At 50.0% G+C, this 18,151-nt stretch carries 13 protein-coding genes and 6 pseudogenes; 8 read left to right on the top strand and 11 right to left on the bottom strand.

The genetic code is table 11. The features are described from left to right. Positions 1 to 465: 465 nt before the first annotated feature. Complete coding sequence (locus tag JCM2765_RS12820; protein ID WP_054737075.1) at positions 466 to 903, top strand: MerR family transcriptional regulator; 438 nt, start codon at positions 466 to 468, stop codon at positions 901 to 903. Here JCM2765_RS12820 and JCM2765_RS12815 read toward each other — a convergent pair. Further along, positions 891 to 1,915, bottom strand: a pseudogene (locus tag JCM2765_RS12815) (NAD-dependent epimerase/dehydratase family protein). The gene JCM2765_RS12820 and the pseudogene JCM2765_RS12815 sit on opposite strands and share 13 nt — an antisense overlap. Positions 1,916 to 2,064: 149 nt before the next feature. Here JCM2765_RS12815 and JCM2765_RS12810 point away from each other — a divergent pair. Continuing rightward, positions 2,065 to 2,859 (top strand): hypothetical protein, encoded by a 795-nt coding sequence (locus JCM2765_RS12810; RefSeq protein WP_054737074.1) that lies wholly within the window; start codon positions 2,065 to 2,067, stop codon positions 2,857 to 2,859. A gap of 55 nt (positions 2,860 to 2,914) precedes the next feature. Here JCM2765_RS12810 and phnW read toward each other — a convergent pair. From phnW to JCM2765_RS12785, 7 genes and pseudogenes are all read right to left on the bottom strand, one after another. After that, positions 2,915 to 4,014 (bottom strand): annotated as a pseudogene (gene phnW / locus JCM2765_RS18350) (2-aminoethylphosphonate--pyruvate transaminase). An 87-nt stretch (positions 4,015 to 4,101) separates the two neighbouring features. After that, a pseudogene (phnX, locus tag JCM2765_RS18345) lies at positions 4,102 to 4,800 on the bottom strand (phosphonoacetaldehyde hydrolase); the annotation flags it as partial. 117 nt (positions 4,801 to 4,917) lie between these two features. After that, entirely contained in the window at positions 4,918 to 5,160 is a 243-nt protein-coding gene (locus JCM2765_RS17240) for an ABC transporter permease subunit (protein ID WP_156301795.1), read from the bottom strand. Positions 5,161 to 5,180: 20 nt separating this feature from the next. Beyond that, the gene (locus tag JCM2765_RS17235; RefSeq protein WP_156301794.1) at positions 5,181 to 5,693 is read right to left on the bottom strand and encodes a PhnE/PtxC family ABC transporter permease; all 513 of its coding nucleotides are present in this window, start codon (positions 5,691 to 5,693) and stop codon (positions 5,181 to 5,183) included. Continuing rightward, positions 5,690 to 6,400 (bottom strand): ABC transporter permease subunit, encoded by a 711-nt coding sequence (locus JCM2765_RS12795; protein ID WP_225352098.1) that lies wholly within the window; start codon positions 6,398 to 6,400, stop codon positions 5,690 to 5,692. The genes JCM2765_RS17235 and JCM2765_RS12795 overlap by 4 nt, the downstream gene beginning before the upstream one ends. A gap of 81 nt (positions 6,401 to 6,481) precedes the next feature. Beyond that, a pseudogene (gene phnC / locus JCM2765_RS12790) lies at positions 6,482 to 7,248 on the bottom strand (phosphonate ABC transporter ATP-binding protein). An 11-nt stretch (positions 7,249 to 7,259) separates the two neighbouring features. Then, positions 7,260 to 8,297, bottom strand: coding sequence for a phosphate/phosphite/phosphonate ABC transporter substrate-binding protein (locus tag JCM2765_RS12785; protein ID WP_054737072.1), 1,038 nt, complete (start codon positions 8,295 to 8,297; stop codon positions 7,260 to 7,262). A gap of 518 nt (positions 8,298 to 8,815) precedes the next feature. Between JCM2765_RS12785 and JCM2765_RS12780 the strand changes: the two are divergent. The 4 genes and pseudogenes from JCM2765_RS12780 to JCM2765_RS12765 all read left to right on the top strand — a co-directional run bounded on the left by JCM2765_RS12780 (position 8,816) and on the right by JCM2765_RS12765 (position 12,467). Further along, positions 8,816 to 10,155: pseudogene (locus JCM2765_RS12780) on the top strand (dihydrolipoyl dehydrogenase family protein). A gap of 31 nt (positions 10,156 to 10,186) precedes the next feature. Then, positions 10,187 to 10,771, top strand: coding sequence for a uracil-DNA glycosylase family protein (locus JCM2765_RS12775; RefSeq protein WP_054737071.1), 585 nt, complete (start codon positions 10,187 to 10,189; stop codon positions 10,769 to 10,771). A gap of 114 nt (positions 10,772 to 10,885) precedes the next feature. Then, complete coding sequence (locus JCM2765_RS12770) at positions 10,886 to 11,536, top strand: sugar O-acetyltransferase (RefSeq protein ID WP_173585552.1); 651 nt, start codon at positions 10,886 to 10,888, stop codon at positions 11,534 to 11,536. 25 nt (positions 11,537 to 11,561) lie between these two features. After that, the gene (locus JCM2765_RS12765; RefSeq protein WP_054737070.1) at positions 11,562 to 12,467 is read left to right on the top strand and encodes an EamA family transporter; all 906 of its coding nucleotides are present in this window, start codon (positions 11,562 to 11,564) and stop codon (positions 12,465 to 12,467) included. Between the two features lie 421 nt (positions 12,468 to 12,888). Here the strand turns inward: JCM2765_RS12765 and JCM2765_RS12760 are convergent, their stop codons facing one another. The 3 genes and pseudogenes from JCM2765_RS12760 to JCM2765_RS12745 form a co-directional block, all read right to left on the bottom strand. Continuing rightward, entirely contained in the window at positions 12,889 to 13,548 is a 660-nt protein-coding gene (locus tag JCM2765_RS12760; protein ID WP_054737069.1) for an HAD hydrolase-like protein, read from the bottom strand. A 78-nt stretch (positions 13,549 to 13,626) separates the two neighbouring features. Then, positions 13,627 to 14,492 (bottom strand): annotated as a pseudogene (locus tag JCM2765_RS16805) (SDR family oxidoreductase). Beyond that, on the bottom strand, positions 14,489 to 14,932 hold the full coding sequence (locus JCM2765_RS12745) for an Rrf2 family transcriptional regulator (protein ID WP_054737067.1): 444 nt from the start codon (positions 14,930 to 14,932) through the stop codon (positions 14,489 to 14,491). The pseudogene JCM2765_RS16805 and the gene JCM2765_RS12745 overlap by 4 nt, the downstream one beginning before the upstream one ends. Before the next feature lie 191 nt (positions 14,933 to 15,123). Here JCM2765_RS12745 and JCM2765_RS12740 point away from each other — a divergent pair, with 191 nt between their 5' ends. Both JCM2765_RS12740 and JCM2765_RS12735 read left to right on the top strand, forming a co-directional pair. Beyond that, complete coding sequence (locus JCM2765_RS12740; RefSeq protein ID WP_054737066.1) at positions 15,124 to 16,068, top strand: ABC transporter ATP-binding protein; 945 nt, start codon at positions 15,124 to 15,126, stop codon at positions 16,066 to 16,068. Further along, positions 16,061 to 17,587, top strand: coding sequence for an ABC transporter permease/substrate-binding protein (locus JCM2765_RS12735; protein ID WP_054737065.1), 1,527 nt, complete (start codon positions 16,061 to 16,063; stop codon positions 17,585 to 17,587). Before JCM2765_RS12740 ends, JCM2765_RS12735 begins: the two co-directional genes overlap by 8 nt. Positions 17,588 to 18,151 lie beyond the last annotated feature (564 nt).

Genomic DNA, 18,151 nt, shown 5'->3' with positions numbered 1-18,151 from the left:
TCCAACGCAATTATGAAATGTTGACTGATAATTAATTCTAGCGTTCGTCGAATCAACGTTGATCGTTGCAATCCTGTGGCCAACCGTACAGTCAGCCACTTGAGATGTTCTGCGATAGTACCGAATTACGTCAACGTAAGATGGAGGTAGCCGGCCGGGTGTATGCTGTGTCGCGATAATTGGTGGTTGTTGGCGATTTTCCAATAACCGCCAATTATCTGGGACGAATTTCAGACTCGCATGGGTTTTGGCGAGGCTGAAATTCGAGGACTGAGACCGCACTTTGGCTCAGGCCGGCCCCACAGCAGGAACCTGGCCGGATACCGGAATCGACAGTTTACACAAATCACCGCACTTCACAAACTAAACACAAGAATGCTTACGCTGGACACAAACGACAGACTAGCAATTCAATCATCAACTCGCTATGATAAAGGCAACAACAGCGAAAACGGAGGCGATGAAATGACCTACTCGATTAAACAGGTAGCCGAGAAGACCGGATTATCGATTTATACGCTACGCTTCTACGACAAGCAGGGACTATTACCCTTTGTGGCACGCAATCAGTCGGGGTACCGGGCATTTACAGATGGTGATTTGAACTTATTGAAGACGATTTGTTGCCTGAAGGAAACCGGGATGAAAATTAGCGACATTCGGTTGTATGTTGACGATGTGATGGCAGGGCCAACGAGTATTCCGCACCGGAAACAGTTATTGCGGCAGCACCGACAGCAAGTCATTGAACATCAACGGCAACTGGCGGCTAATTTGGCCGAATTGGATGAGAAATTGGCGACCTACGAAGATCCGGCGGCGGTGCAGATTATCAGTCAGAAGCAGGCGTTTGCGATTGCTGAGAAGCGACAGGCGCATTTGCCTAATGTTTATGAAGGTTGAGTTTCTAGCTTAACCAGACTATCGACCGTTGCTAACACGGCTTCATCAATGGTGGCTAGGGGTGTCCAGCCCAGTTGACGGGCCTTTTGGTTGCTGACTTGATGACTGATGCTCAGCATGAGGACGCCTTCCTTAGCCGTTTTGTTGAACGGACTTACTGCTCGAATCAGCCAAGCTGGGAGCGTGTGCTTGGGGAGTTGGGGTGCAAGCTGTGGCCGTTCGCGCCGAATTAACGTCACCAATTCTGGAAGGGAACGACTGCCATCTTCAACGGCTAAGAAACGTTGACCAGCCGCTTCGGGGTGGAAGAGCGCCCGTAGATGAACATCGACGACATCACGAACGTCAGAGATGTTAAACTGCACGTTGGGGGCGAACCGGGTTTTGCCGGCAATCAACTGATGCACGAGACCAAAGCTACCAGAAACGTGGTTGCCAAATGCCGGGCCAAGCATCGCACCCGCCGCGACGGTTGCCAAGGTGAGGTGACTGGTTTTAGCGAAGGCCCACGCTGCTTTTTCAGCCAGAAGTTTTGAGAGCTCATAGGGTGAGAGGCCGGGTTCGTTTGGGTCCGTCCAGTCATCTTCAGTCGTGGTTCGGGTGAGGTCGTGATTGCTGAAACCGACAGCGCCAAAGTTAGCGGTCATGACAACCCGTTGCACGCCGGCGTCTTCTGCAGCCTGAAGAATGCGCCGAGTGCCTACGGTAGCAGTCTGAATGAGTTCAGGTGTTGCAATTTCACCGTTCACAAATACCGGGGCAGCCACGCTTAACACGTGAGTAACACCGGCCATGGCGTCCGCCCAGCATCATCAGTTAATAGGTCAGCTTGCACAAAACTCAGTTGATCGAGGTGAGGCGTTTGTTGAAGCTGGAGGTTGTCCAGCACGGTTTCGGCCGCATCGAGGTGACGTAGTGTGGCGCGGACTTGATAACCTTGAGTGAGTAATTGATGAATCAGGTGACCGCCTAAAAAGCCGTTGCCACCAGTAACGAGAACGAGGGTTGTCATAATTAAAGTCTCCTTTTTCGAATTAATTGTGACTTAGCTTAAACCCTAGACAACACTCTAGGGCAAGCTGAAATTGAAACTTTTTTGACAATCTGAAGATGAGTAATGTTTCACATGAAACATTTAGAGACAAAGAAGGCAGTTAATCGATGAAAATAATTGAACAGTTTCGACGTGGCAAAATTAGCGATGAACAGTGCGAAGATACGCTGGTGACGACCGCCGACTTTTTCGGAATCGTTGACGGCGTTACCGCTAAATCACCATTTCGGCATCAAGGGAAGACAACCGGTAAGTGGGCCTCGACCTTAATCGCTCACACGATTGCTGAGGCTGATCCGGCAACGACCTTACCAGACTTATTACGGCAAATTAACGATGTTATCCAGCGCTTTTATGAGCAGGTGCCGTTTCCTTACGACCGGGTTAGTCAGGGCCTTCAAGCGGTTGCGGTAATTTATTCACGGCAGCTGCGGCAACTCTGGTTAGTTGGCGATTGTCAGTTGCTAGTAGATGGGCAAGCGGTGACGAACCCTAAGAAGAGTGACGTGGTCCTGGGTAACTTTCGAAGTTTAGTGCTTGCGACCACCCCAGCAACGAAGAACGATGATCCGGGTCGTGATGCTATCCTACCTTGGATCCTGAAAGCAACCCAGTTTGCTAACGATGCTAGTACGGACTGGGGTTACGCGATTATTAACGGTCAGCCGATTCCAAGTGAGTTGTGTCGGGTGATTCAGTTAGATCAGCAATCCCATGAAATTGTGATGGCGAGCGATGGCTACCCGGTATTGAAGGGGAGTCTAGCCGAAACGGAAGCGGCACTGCAACGAGTGTTAGCGACTGATCCCCAGTGTACGCATGGTTATGTATCAACGAAGGGGTTGAAAGTGGGCAACCGGTCGTTTGATGATCGTAGTTACTTGCGGTTTAATACCAAATAAAAGGAATCGAACGTGGTGGCTGTTCGATTCCTTTTTATTTGGTATGCGATTAAGGTTATTCAGTTGCCTTCAACGCAGTCGTGTAAGTGGCAATCAAGTTTAATAACCGGCTAATATCGTCAGCAGAAACTTCACCAATGTTTCCAATTCGGAAGCTGTCCATTTGAGACACCTTACCAGGGTAGATGATGAAGCCCCGGTCCTTCAAGTATTCGTAGAAATCACGGAAGTTGAAGTCCGCCGTTGGGTATTTGAACGACGTGATAATTGGTGATTGAACGGTGTGATCGATTACGGGTTCGTAACCGAGGTCAATCATGCCTTCGTGAAGGAGTTGCTCGTTGGTGCTGTAACGGTGGTAACGCGCAGTGACGCCACCTTCAACGGACAGTTCGCGAAGGGCTTGGGCAAATGCATAGACGACGTGGGTTGGTGACGTAAAGCGCCATTTGCCATGTTGGTTTTCGAAACAGGCGTTTTGTGCGTAGAGGTCTAGGACCAATGAACGTGCGTTGCCCGCAGTGGTTGCCAAGGTCGCTTTTTTCGCGAGGACGATGCTGAACCAGGAACGCCTTGGACACACTTGTTAGAGCTGGTAACTAAGTAGTCAACGTTTAAACGTTCAAGGTCGATTGGTACGCCACCAAAGCTCGACATGGCATCCACGATGGTAACGATACCCTTGTCAGCAAGCGCTGGGATGATCGTTTCGATTGGGTTTAAAATCCCGGTTGTTGTTTCACAGTGGACCATGGCAAAGTGGGTGACCTCAGGGTGAGCGGCCAATTTTTCTGAAACCAAGTCCATGGTAATCGGTTGGTCTTCAGGGGCGTGAACCGTAATAAACGGAATTTGGAGGTAAGTGGCCATTTCAGCCATTCGTTCACCGTAAGCCCCGTTAGCTGCAATCATCAACGTGGCGTTTTCGCGCGGAATTGCCGTACCAAGGGTGGCTTCAACGCCGAAGCTCCCGCTACCTTGCATGAGAACGGCGGTGTAAACGTCGTCTGAGGCGTTCCCAAGCGTAACGAGTTGGTGACGCACCCATTGCGTTAATGCCTTGTAGTCATCGTCCCAAGTACCGTGATCCACCTGCATAGTTGCCTTAACGGTTGGACTGGTCGTAAGTGGACCAGGTGTCAGTAATAATGGCATTTCACGTTGGTGGTCATCGATTGATTCAATCAGTGGAATCAAGTCAGCGATGTTCATGACGATTTCATCGGCGCCGGCTTCGGTGAGGATGGCAGCGGCCTTCATTTGGTAACGGTCACGGTCTTCGATTTGAAGTTGTTCAAATTCCGATTGGGAAAGGCCGATTAAGTTACCACCTTCAACGACCCCAACCGAGATGACGCCGGCATTTTTACCTTCCAGGACATCGTTGATCGTATCGCCGACCTTAATCACGTGAGCAGGGTCAGTGACGTTGAGTTTTTGCATCGCCAATTCAACCATGGCGGGTTGTGGTCGACCCACGTGGTTCGTTTGTTCTGACGTGATGTTGACGAGCGGTTGGTAGCCCTGTTCTGCGGCCAATGGTAACAGTTGATCCAACATGGCTTGCGTATAACCCGTGGTCGTTGCCAGTTGAATGTGGTGGTCGTTGGCAAACTGGATCAGTTCCGTCATCCCGCTCTTGAGTTGGGCCGTTTCACTCAACACTTGAGTAATTTCGTGTTGGAACTGACGGTAAACTTCGTCAGTGGCGGTTGCTAGCGGAATCGTTGGGTGAGCAGCTTCCCAATTGTTTGCAATTTCGGGTTGTTGCAGAATTTTACGAACGTGACTCTTTTTGTCGATGCCGATGTCTTGGCGGATGCTGGTTTCGCTGAGTTCAACACCGTAGTGGGCAAAGGCATTTTTAAAGGCAATGATGGGTGCTCGGCTACCGTAGTCAACGGTAGTCCCGGCCCAGTCTAAGATAATCGCTTCAATCATGAAAAAGTTCCTCCTATGGGGTAGTGGGTCGTTAAGCATCTGTGCGATGAGTTGCGGCGCGAAGGCGGTACGAAATGATTTCGAGGATGACGGCAAAGACCAAAATCAAGTCAACCATCACACCGACTTCGCGGAAGTCAAAGTAGAAACTGCTGGACATGAAGATTGGTAACCAATTCCGCCAGCACCGGCAGCGGCACCAATGGCAACGGCGTCCGCGAAGTTGATTTCAAAACGGATGAAGGTCCAACTGAGCAGGCTTGGTATCAGGTAGGGGAGAATCGCTTGGCGAATGATCGTGCCTCTAGGAAGCCCCATGGCTTGCATACTGGTGACGATGTCACTATCGAGTTCGTCCATGCTATCGGCGTAAACTTTGGTCAGGTAGGCGACACTGTGAAGGTAATGCCGATGACCGCGGCGTTAGCGCCCAAACCGAAGACGACACTGTAGATCAGCACCCACAGAACAGTGGGAACGGCGCGAATCAAGGCCATCCCGCTTTGAATCACAAGGGTTAACCAAGTCGGCACCAGTTGGCGGGTACTAGCGAGGGCGAAGCCAAAGGCGATGACCGCTCCCAGTAGCGTGGTAAGAAAGGCCAGTAGGATACTGTCCAGTAGTGCTTTTAAAAGCGCCATGAAAGTGGTGTTACTTAAATGTGGGTCTAAGAACATCAGTTGGAGGTTAGCGCCAAAGCTTTGAATAGCAGCTCCCAGATTAAAGTGACTTGGAATCATTGACGGGAGGGTCAATAACGTGAGGCCACCTAAAACCATGAGCGTCAGGTAAACGGTGATTCGGCGTCGATCGCGAAATCGGAGCGGAATGGAAAACTGTGGCCCGTTGGGGGTCTGCGTCATCATGGTAAGTGATTTTTCGGGTTTGATCATGCGAGAAGCCTCCCAATGAGTTTGGATACCAGTTCAACTGAGACAACCAAAATGATAACGGCTAATACAACCAACCCAGCGGCGCCGTAACGAAGGCCCTTGAAGTAAAGGTTGAAGATGAAGCCGATTCCGGTCCCGGTGAGTAATCCCACTAGTGTGGCATCGCGGACGTTATTTTCAATCATATACAACACCCAGCCCATTAACGCGGTGGCAATTTCGGGAATTAATCCCTGAAAAATTACCTGTAAATAGGTAGCGCCGGTTGCCTGCAACGCTTCAAGCTTGCCAGTTCCAAAGTCTTCGATGGTTTCCATGAAGGCTCGGGTGAGAAAACCCACCGTCATGAAGAAGAGGGCGAGAAAACCGGTCAGATCGTTTTGTTTGAAAGAGAATAGGAGAATCATCGCCCAGGCGACAATGGGAATGTTACGCATGAAGGACGCGAAACTCCGGATGACCCAGTTCAGCACGACGCTGGGACTTAACGTTTTGGCGCCAAGCACCGCTAAGAAGAGGGAAACGACCGCGGCACAGGTGGTTGAGGCAATGGCAACCAAGAACGTTCGCCAAAGTTGCGTGACGATGTCGTGCCAGTAGGATGCCGATTCAGCGTTGGGAATAAAGTTATGCGCGAGCCAGATGATCCCGTTTTGAACGCCGAAAAGGGATTGGGTTTGAAAACCAAGGCCAACTGAGGCGAGCACGTAAGCTAATCCGAGACCGACAACGATGAGGGTGAGGTGCAGTCGCTTTTTCGCGAAAAGCGGTTAATAGTTTGTGAATTGTCAGCCATTCACGCCCACCTCCTCAGCGACCGGCTGTTTGCGATAAATGTTGGCGACGGCGGTATCAGTCAAAGCGGCGGGTGAGTCATCAAAGACCACTGTCCCTTGATTAATCCCAATCACGTGATCGGCAAATTCACGGGCAATGTCCACTTGGTGGAGGTTGATCAGCACGGAAATGCCGTCATTTACAGCAAGATCGCGCAACAGCGTCATAACCGTTCGCGTGGACTTGGGGTCCAGCGATGCGATCGGTTCATCACAGAGAATCAACTTGGGGTGCTGCATCAGTGCACGCGCGATGCCCACCCGTTGCTTTTGCCCACCGCTCAAACTGCGGCACTGCTGGTAGGCAAAGTCGCCAAGGCCGACCTTTTGTAGCAGTTGGAGGGCTTCTAACTTCTCGGAATTACGGTAAAGGGAAAACATACCGGCCAAGTTCGACTTTGTCCCTAGGCAACCATGCAGGACGTTTTCGAGGGCGGTTAAGGTTCAATCAAGTTGTAGTTTTGAAAAATCATGCCGATTTGGCAACGCGCCCGCCGTAGTTCGGCTCGGTTGAGTTGTCGTAGATCAACATCGTCCAGCAGAATCTCGCCGTCATCATCCTTGATCAATTGGTTCAAACTCCGAAGAATGGTCGTTTTACCAGCGCCAGAGGGACCAATGATAACGGCAACTTCGCTAGGAGCGACTTGGAACGAGACGTCAGTTAGGTTTTTTTTCTCGCCGTCGTAGCTTTTAGCGAGGTGGTTGACTGTTAACATGTAGGCTCCTCCTATGAATTGGGCTTATTCGCCAGAACTTTGTGGGTCGGTGCGTACCACTTGTCAGAAATACCGATGAATTGCGTCTTGCCATCTTTCGTGAAGAGGCCACGGACTTTAGCATCAGCAGGTGCGAAGAACTTAGGATCGTTCGCAACACGCTTAGACGTGAAGGCTTTGACAATCTTGTTAACGTCAGATTGGCTAACGCCCTTGCTGTTAACAACTAATGGTTCGTTTTGAACTGGGTAAGCGGCCAAGGCGATACTTTCCTTGCCACGAACTGAGTTAAATGGTGCTGGGGCATCGGCGTTCACTTTAAAGTCGGCACCGGCCTTAGTCGAGTCGTTCGTAAACTTCCCGTATTGAACTAAGTCCATGTCGTCAAATGCGGCAACGTCGGCGTCACCCTTCAACAAGTTAACGGCTGACCCTTGGTGAGAACCGCCGAAGAGGACTTTAGAGAAGAACTTGTTGTTTTGTTGGAGGTCGTCCTTGCTCTTCAACTTGAAGGCCGTTTGGATAGCCCCGGCTGGAATGGCGAAACCAGAAGTTGACGTGTTTGAAACGAAGGACATGCGTTGGCCCTTGATCTTGTTCAGGCTGTATTTGCCATTCACCTTATACTGAGCGGCCTTAGCTTTAGGCACCATCACGTAACTGTGGTACTGGGCGTCCTTTAACGTCCCTGACTTACCAGAGTAGGTTAAGATCGGCTTAACGGCACTGTTTTGCTTGTGCGCTTGGATGTAGCCGTCAGGGCCCATCAAGGCGACTTGGGCCTTACCAGAAGTGATGGCTTGGATCGCCACGTTGTAGTCGGTGGTGGTCTTCACGTTGACCTTCTTACCAGTGGCCTTGTGAATCTCGCTCGCTAAAGCGGTCCGGGCGGCAGTGGCTTCCTTGGCTGAATCACCGGGGAGAAAGACAACGGTCAGTTCCTTGCTCTTGCCTGCTTGGTCGGCGTTAGATTTAGTGCTGCAACCAGCTGCGGCCAAGGAAAGGCCAACCATACCGGTCAGTAAAAGGGTGCGCTTAAGTGGGGTCATATCAAATACTCCTCGTTATTTTTTTTACAGTCCAATCATAACCAACGCGTGTAAAGGTAAGATAAAGGTTGTGTAAATATTGGGAGTGTTGGTGTAAAGGTTTGGTAAAGACCAATTTACGGTTACTAGATAGCTAGGTACGTGGTTTGTGCTAATAAAATAGGAAATGATTAACGTGATTGATGGTAGAATTGTGGCGGATGGGACGGGTTAACATTTTTTGAGAGTGAATGTAACGTGAGTATATTGGTAAGTATCGAATGGGTTTCTTCACTGATAATCAAGGTGTCGAGAACGGGACTTCGAGACTGTTATATAGCCTAAACGCGGAGAAAAACTCAGGCCCCGGCCATATAAGCCACTCACATTGCAGATTCCAGGACCGGGAATCTAAAATGTGAGTGGCTTATATTCTGGGACCTAACCGAGTTTTTCTCCGCTCTCCAAGCAACTTACCTGACGTTCTCAAATGAAACGATTAGAATAAACTTAAGGTATTGAAAAAAGGAGGATACGGTATGACGACAACATATGACACAATTATTATTGGTGCGGGTCCCGGCGGCTTGGCAACGGCTTATGGGTTAGTGGCAGCACAGCACATTTTAGTGATTGAAGGGAACCTTTGGGGTGGGACTTGCCCTAATTTTGGTTGCGACCCCAAAAAGATGTTGTATGGCGTAGTTGAAGCTAAGCGCCAAACGCAGCGTTATGCTCAGAGTGGTTTGACCGGAACACCGCAGGTCGATTGGGCGGCCTTGATGAAGTTTAAGGAAAGCTACACAGCTAAGGTACCTAAAGGCACTGAGAGTGGCTTAACCAGTGCTGGTATCGATCACGTTCACGGTCAGGCTCGGTTAGTTGATGGCCACACGGTTCAAGTTGATGCGCAACAATTCACAGCCGACCATATCGTGATTGCAACCGGCGCGCGGCCAACGATTCCTGATATTCCTGGCAAGGAACACTTTTTAACGAGTACCGACTTTTTAGCATTACCACAGTTACTGCGCCGAATCGGGTTTGTTGGTGCGGGTTACGTGGCGATCGAACTGGCTAACATTGCGGTTGAAGCGGGTGCGGAGGTTCACGTTTTCCAACACAACGATCGGTTACTTCGGGGATTCCCACAGTCGTATACGGAAACGTTACGAGATTTGTTGGCAGAAAAAGGCATTCATTTCCATCTGAATACGCAAGTTCAGAGGTTGCAGGCAACGGCTGATGGCACAATTACGGTCGAGACCGATACGGCAGCGCCATTAACGCTGGATGCTATGTTTACAGCGGCCGGCCGACGTGCTAACCTAGATAATCTGGGGCTAGATCAGCTAGGCATTGACGTTACTGCCGGTGGGGTTGTTGTAGATGATCATTTACGGACCACGGTTCCTAGTGTGCTTGCGATTGGCGATGCGATTGCCAAATCCCACCCCAAGCTGACACCCGTTTCTGGCTTGGAAGGCCGTTACGTGGCTGAGCTGTTAAAAGGGACGACAACGGCGCCAATTAGCTATCCAGTAATACCCCATACGGTATTTGCTGGCCCCGAATTAGCCAAGTTGGGGTCACGTTACAGCAGGCACAAGAAACCCCAGAGGGGTATCTTGTACGGCAACAAAAAGTGGGTCAATGGTACACGTATCACCGGTTAAAGGATGATTCTGCTCAAGTAACGACGATTCAGGATCGCGTGACGGGACAATTGGTTGGTGCAGTGGTGTTGGCTGTGAACGCTGAGGAACTGGTGAACGATTTAACTGAGGTCATCACGAACCACAAACGGCCTGAGGAAGCCTTTAACTGGGTTCCAATTTATCCAAGCGTTGCGAGTGATTTGGGTTATTTTTATCACTAAAACGATTTAGAAATGTTTGGAGGAAAGCTGTATGACTGCTGCTGAGACGTTATTTGAAGCGATTCAACAAGATCCACAGAATCAGGTGTATACAGAGCAAGGAATTCAGCCTTTGTATCACGTTGAACCGAATGCGCGGTTGTTGATTGTCAGTCAGGCGCCTAGTCGCAAGGCACAGGCATCGATGACGTTTTGGGACGATCCTAGTGGTGATCGGTTACGCAGTTGGCTAGGATTGAGTCGAGACGAATTCTACCATTCCGGTAAAATCGGCGTGATGCCCTTGGACTACTACTATCCAGGTAAGGGGAAACATGGCGATCTGCCACCGCGACCGGGATTTGCGGAAAAGTGGCATGAACAGACCCGCGCATTAATGCCCAACGTTGCGTTAACTTTATTGATTGGACAGTATGCGCAAAAATACTACCTACAAAAAACGCGTCAAAAGACACTGACCGCAACGGTTGAACACTACCAAGACTATCTACCGGAATACTTCCCGCTGGTGCACCCATCGTCACTCAATTACGGTTGGTTGAAACAACACCCGTGGTTTGAAACGGCCATTGTGCCAGCGTTGCAAGCACGGGTTCACAAATTAATGGTAGATTAAGTCACATCGAAAACTGTGCATCGATCAAAAATTGAATTCACTGAATATAATTAATCCGTATCAATGTTAGTGTATAATATTGATACGGATTAATTTTGATTAGGAGTGATTTTAATGACTGAAAAAACTACCTTACAACGAATGATCGATGGTGAGTTATACCATCAAACCCCAGAATTACTGGAATTACGGTTCAAAGCGCGGGACCTACTTCAGGCATATAACCGGTTAGACTATCGAAATTTAACGGAGCGGACTCGAATTTTGAAGGCGCTACTCGGCAAAACGGGTGACGGCGCGTTTATCGAGTTGCCATTCCACACCGATTATGGGTTTAACGTTCAGTTAGGTGACCACTTTTTTGCCAACAACAACTTAACGTTACTTGACGCAGCACCAATTATCATCGGTGATGATGTGTTGATTGCCCCCAACGTGGGGATTTATACAGCCGGGCATGCGTTAGATCCTGACTTACGATTAAAGACTGGCGCAGAGTATGCTGCACCGGTTAAAATAGGAAATAACGTTTGGATCGGTGCGGGTGTTACGATTACGCCCGGTGTTACGATTGGTGATAATACCGTGATTGGCGCTGGCTCGGTGGTTACCAAGTCGATTCCAGCGAACGTTTTAGCGTTTGGGAATCCTTGCCACGTGCAACGGCCGTTTGATGAACGCGATAAGCAGGTGTATTTTAAAGAACGACAAGTTACTCAAGACTACTTGGATCGCTTAGCATCTGGGGCGACCTTCCACCGGTAGTCAACTAAACTAGGGGGATGACGGATTGAAACGATACGCAGCACTCTTTGTTGGGCTCGGGGCCGTTAGTTACGGCATCCCAGCATCGATTTTTAAGCTGGCACACCGGGAAGCTGTTGGCAACGGCCCGCTATTAGTATGGACGTTTTTATTGGCTTGCGTGGCCCTGCACGTTTTGGAAGCGGGGCGCCGGCGACTCCAACCGGGAACGGTGCCCACAACGACTGCGAAGGAAAAGTGGCAGGTCATCGCTGCCGGAACGGCTTCGGGGTTTACAAATACCTTCTACATTCTGGCCTTAAACCGGGTCCCCGTAGCAGTGGCAGCGGTGATGATCATGCAGTCAGTTTGGCTGTCGATCGTCATCGGCGCACTGGTAAAACGGCAGTGGCCTTCACGACTTCAACTGATCAGTGTGGTTGTTGTCTTGGCCGGAACGGTGTTAGCGGCGGGCCTGCTGCCGATTACGGCACCACTATCGTTGCTGGGCATTGGCCTCGGGTTCATGTCGGGGTTGTCGTATGCGTTGACGATTCAATTTACGGGTAATGTTGGCCGACAGTTTAACCCGCTGGATAAAGCACGGCTGATGAGTATCGGCGCGCTGCTGCTGATTGTGTTGGTCTGGGGTGTGACGTTATTTAACGGGCACGTTGACCAACTGGCTGCAATCAAGTGGGGCAGTTTAGTGGCCTTCTTCTCGATGATTTTCCCGTTGATCGCCTATTCGATTTACATGCCTAAGTTGGCGCTAGGTGTCGGCCCGATTTTGTCATCGCTGGAGTTACCGGCCTCAATTTTATTTGCGTTTATTTTGCTGGGGGAAACCGTTGACTGGCTCCAACTAGTCGGCGTTGTGTTGATCCTCGGTGCTGTAACGCTGTCAAACTTGTTGCCGACGATGAAGCGGCGCTGGCAGGATGGCCATTAATAGGACAATCTAAAAAGACCGAAGCGAATTCGCTTCGGTCTTTTGTGTGCTGTCGTTTGTGTCCAGCGACAGTGTGCGGAGCGAGACGGGTTGAGAGCGTAATGTAAGGGGCTTCGGTGAAAGCGCCCGGGCCTGGCGGTTTTATCGAAGCCCCTTACATGCAGCTCTCAGTCTCGCGCAGCACCATTCGGCGTGGTGGTCAGAAAGCGCGTGGTTGACAAGCTCCAGTTACTTCAGGAACCCCGGAAATAACAGTTTAAGTGGCGCCGAATTTTGTAGCCTGAGAGCGCCGGTTTTCATGCGGCTTTGGCGAGCGCAGCGACGACAAACAGCCTACATCCAAATCACACCCAACACTTACGCTGGACACAAGCGATAATAAAAAACTACGCTTGCACAGCAAGCGTAGTTCGTTTAAGGATTACTTCAACAATTCCGCAACCGCATCCGGAATCTCCAGCGGTGCGGTCACAATCGCCGTTGCTTCAGCGGCTCGAAGTTCGGCAGCGTCGCCGAAACCGTACGTGACGCCCAGCGTCTTGACGTGGTTGTCAGTTCCGCCGTCCATGTCGGTGTAACGGTCGCCAATCATGATGGTGTGGTCGGCCATGGCGCCACTTTGTTGCATGCCGTAAGCGAGGATGGCACTCTTGCTGCTACGGTCGCGTTCGTCAATGGTTGCACCGTAGAGGCCTTCGAAATAGTGCCCCAGTTTGAAGTGTTCAACAACGTCGGTTAGAACGGTTTCGGTTTTAGTTGAGGCAACGTTTAACCGGTAACCGGCGTCTTTCAATTGCGTTAAGATGCGCTCGATGTTGGGATAGAGCGTCATTTCAAACATCCCAGTGTCACCATAGGATTTCTGGTAGGCTTTCACACCAGTTACCACTTGGTCTTCGGTGAGCTCTGGAAAATACCGGTTGAGGCTCGACGTTAACGTTGGGCCGATGAACGTCCGGTATTCAGCGTCGGTTAAATGCGGCAGATTGAGTTGATCCACCATGTATTTGATCGCGTTAACGATTCCCTGTTCCGAGTTGGCAATGGTGCCATCAAAGTCAAAAAATAGTTGGTTAGTCATGTGTTTTCTCCTTAATATCCGATATCCATAGCATTTAGGGTATCGTAGATGGAGAGGTGTGTCAAAGTGAAACACTCATTAATGTTTGTTAGACCATTCTCGTTGAAGGAAGGTGGTTAAATCGGTGGCCGGATGCCCCGTGATGGTTTCGTAGTCGGTGGTGACTTCATCAAGGAGGCCCATTGCGCCACCAGCGTACATGGAGGCTAACATGTGGCCTTCGTGATCTGCATCGTAAAGGGCTTCGAATTCAGCTAGTGTAACTGGTTCGTAGTTGATGGGGTGGCTGGAAACCGTTGAAAGCACTTCGGCTAGCGCTGGCATGGTATACGCCTGTGACTGTGTCAGGGTGTAAGTCCGACCGTCTTCAAGTAACGCCGGGGTTGTCGCAACCGTTGCGAAGGCCTCAGCACTATCTGCCAAACTAATGAAGGAAAGGGCCTGCTCACCGACTGGATAAATCACGTGACCGCGGTCGATCAACTCGGGTAGGTAAGGCGCCAACGGATCGGCGTAGAGCGCATTTCGTAAAATGGTGTAATGTAGGCCAGAACTGGCTAATCGGCGTGGTAGATAACCGTAGAAGGCACTTAGATCAAACGGGTTATTGGCTTGATCGGCCATGAACCCATCGCAAGTAGATGTGGGACGTGACTGGCTTTAGCGGCAGTAATGACGTGTTCGAGTTCTGTGACCCGGCTAAAACTATCGTGGCTTTTACTTGGGACGTAGATTAAAAGGTCGATGTCTTGAAATGCCTGCTGCAAAGTCGTCTCATTGTGAAAATCGATTTGGCGTAGTTGAAAGCCGGCCTGTTGGTATTTTGTCGCATGCGCGAGGTTGTGAACGCCAAGCGTAAGGTTACTGATGGGCTGGCGTTGTTGAAGGGCGGCGACGATGGCACCACCAAGGTGGCCGGTTGCGCCGGTAATTAAAATGGTCATAGGGTTGATTGCTCCTTTTTTTGCTGTTCCGTTAGAATTTGGTCGATTACCATTTGCAAAGTCGTTGTCGCGAGTTCGTGTTGAGCGGCGGCGGTGGCTTTCGCATACACATCGGTCAAAACAGTTTGAATGTTACCGCCAACGATGCAGAGGGGGTTGGTTTTCGGATCCACCGCAAATACGGATTGATCTGGTTCAACGGCGTGTAACACATCGAGGAGGGTAATTTTATCGGGCGTTCGCGCTAATTTGGGATCAGCAACGCCACGTTGGGTTTGAATCAAGTTGGCTGCCCGTAGCTTGCCCATTAACCGTCGCACAACGATTGGCGAGGTTTCAACACTATTGGCAATTGTATCGCTGGATAGGTCCGTTCCGGCGTAAATCACGAGATAGGCCAAGATGTGAATGGCGTCGCTGTAACGAGTTGAGATGTTCAAAGTGGGGCCTCCTTTAAAGTGACTTGACTTCTGAATAAGGAAAGCATACCATGGTTGAGAAGTAACTTCAACAGTTACAACTAAAATTAGTAAAACTCACAACTTTAAATAACGAAAAGCTAAGGGCAAATTCTTGCAGTCCCCCTAGGATTTCCGTATATTTAGAAGCTAGATAAGGCGAGGTGAAGTCAATGATCGAGCTGACGACTATCAGCAAGCAATACGAGGACCAGTACGCCCTCAAGGACCTGTCGTTAACCATTAACGATGGCGAATTATTCGTACTCGTGGGCCCATCTGGAAGTGGCAAAACGACCCTATTGAAGACCATTAACCGGTTAGTGGTGCCAACAATGGGGACCGTTAAAATTGACGGCGAAGATGTTGCCCAAGTTGATCTACAGCAACTGCGCCGGCGAATTGGGTACGTGCTCCAAACGGGGGCGTTATTTCCCAACATGACCGTTGCGCAAAATGCGAGTGTGCAATTAGATAATCTGGGTTGGCCGACCGAGAAAAAGCAACAACGCATCAGTGAGCTACTGGAACAGGTGGGGTTAGCACCAGACCTGTTTTTAAACCGGATGCCAAGTGAATTATCCGGTGGGGAAGCGCAACGGGTGGGCATCGTGCGGGCGCTAGCTGCTCGTCCCAAACTGGTACTTATGGATGAACCGTTTAGTGCCCTAGATCCCGTGTCGCGGCGACAGCTTCAGCAAATCGTCATTGACTTGCACCACAACATTGATACGACGATCGTTTTTGTGACTCACGACATGCACGAAGCGGTCCGGTTGGCGGATAGGGTTGCCGTGGTGTACCACGGTGAACTACAACAGGTGGGGACACCGGCCCAACTGTTGAGTAGCCCGGCAACGCCGTTTGTGAAAACCTTCTTTGCGGATGAACAAGCTGGTAATCGACTGCTTGGACAAGTGGTGGCGAAGGGCTTTGGCTGTACACCGAGCGCGACTGATCAACCTGTGACGCTACAACCTGACCAGACGATTTACGCTTGGGCGGCATTACTGCAAGAACGACCAACGCAGACCATTTTAGTGAACGGACAGTTGCTTACAAATCAGGATTTATTGCGTTACATGGCGTCGTTAGGGACCGGGGGTGATCGTGATTAATGCGTTATTGAACTACGTTGCCAAAAACGGGTCTGATTTGGTTCAGGCATTGGGGCAACACATTTTTATTTCGGCGATTGCGATGCTGATTACGATCGTCATTACGATTCCGCTGGCGATTGCGTTGATCAATCACCGGCGCATCGGTGGTTTCTTTCTGCAGGTCACAGGTGTGATTCAGACGATTCCTAGTTTAGCGATTTTAGGGATTCTAATCCCGTTTGTTGGTATCGGCACCGTTCCAGCTATTATTGCTTTAGTGTTATACGCGATGATGCCGGTCTTTCAAAATACCTATGCGGGACTTACCAACATTGACCCCGTGTTACTCGAAGCAGCGGATGCGCTAGGCGTGACGCGGCGCTTTAAACTTTTCCGGGTTCAATTGCCGCTGGCGATGCCGATGATCCTCTCGGGGATTCGAATCGCAACCGTGCTGGTCATTGGGACTGCCACGTTAGCAGCCTTGATTGGCGGTGGTGGTTTGGGGACTTACATCCTATTAGGGATTCAAACGAACAATAATAATGCGCTGCTCGTTGGGGCGATTTTGTCGGCGATTCTGGCGTTGTTAGCGAACCTATTAATTAAACTCCTATCGAAGGTGCCGCTCAAACAACTAGGCATCGGCGTGGCAGCGGTTGTGATTTTAGGTATCGGCGGTGGCATTGGTCACCAACTATTGGCGCGGCCAACTGAAACCATTACGATTGCCGGTAAGATGGGTGGCGAGCCCGAAATTTTGATCAACATGTATAAGGATTTGATCCAACAGGATGATTCGAAGGCTAAAGTGACCTTGAAACCAAACTTTGGGGGAACCAGTTTCCTCTTTAAGGCGGTTGAGAGTGGCAAAGTCGACATTTACCCGGAGTTTACCGGGACTGTGATTCAATCGTTATCTAAAACGAAGTTAGCGGTGAACCATGAGCCGGCCAAAGCGTATCGGGATGCGAAGCATATTTTGAGTTCGCAGTATCAGATGACGTACTTAAAACCAATGCAATATCAAAACGGTTACGCAATGACGGTTCGGGCATCAACGGCTAAGCGGTATCATTTAAAGACCGTTGCTGACCTTGCGCGAGTTTCTGGACAACTGCGTGGGGCCTTTGACCCTGACTTTTACCAACAATCGGATGGTTATCCAGGACTGCAAAAAGCGTATGGCATTCACTTGAAGTCGGCCCGGACGATGGAACCGGCATTACGTTACGAAGCACTGGCCAATGGTCGGGTTGACGTGACGGATGGCTATACGACCGATCCACAAATTAAGGAATATCACTTGGTTGTGTTACAGGATTCGAAATCGTTCTTCCCACCATATCAAGGTGGCTCAGTGATGACGACTAAGTTCGCTAAGGCCCATCCGGAGGCGGTTAAGAGCCTTCAAAAACTGAGTGGTCGAATCTCCACGAGTGATATGCAGGCGATGAACTATCAAGTGACGGTGAAGCATCGGAAAGCGTCCGTTGTGGCGCGGGAATATTTGAAACAACATGGCTTATTGAAATAGATTGACGGTCAGCTTTCGATTTTGGGGGCTGGCTTTTTTTACGCTTGTGTCCAGCGTAAGCATTCTGCTATTCAGTTTGTGAAGCTTGGTTTTCGTGAACTGTCGATTCCGGTAGCCGGTCAGGTTCCTGCTATGGGGCCGGCCTGAGCCAAAGGGCGGTCTCAGCCCTCGAATTTCAGCCTCGCCAAAACTCATGCGAGTCTGAAATTCGTCCCCGATAATTGGCGGTTGTTGGAAAGTCGCCAACAACCGCCAATTATCGCGACACAGCATCCACCTGGCCGGCTACCTCCATCTCATATTGCGCAATTCGGTACTATCGCAGAACATCTCAAGTGCCTGACTGTACGGTTGGCTACAGGATTGCAACGGTCAATGTTAATTCGATGAACGTCTAAGTTGACGCAGTTTGAATGTCAACGTAACTACGTTAAGTCGATTCATTCCGATAACTGAGCATCAACCATAATCGTTTCTGCAGCTATCGAGTTACTATCCAACGTTGCCATTACGCAGTTTCGTCAACTTCAGTATGTAACAGTTCACAATTCTGGCTACGACAGC

The organism is Secundilactobacillus similis DSM 23365 = JCM 2765, from assembly GCF_001311075.1.
GTDB classification, from domain to species: Bacteria; Bacillota; Bacilli; order Lactobacillales; family Lactobacillaceae; genus Secundilactobacillus; species Secundilactobacillus similis.
This window is presented reverse-complemented; position numbering and strand designations above follow the sequence as displayed.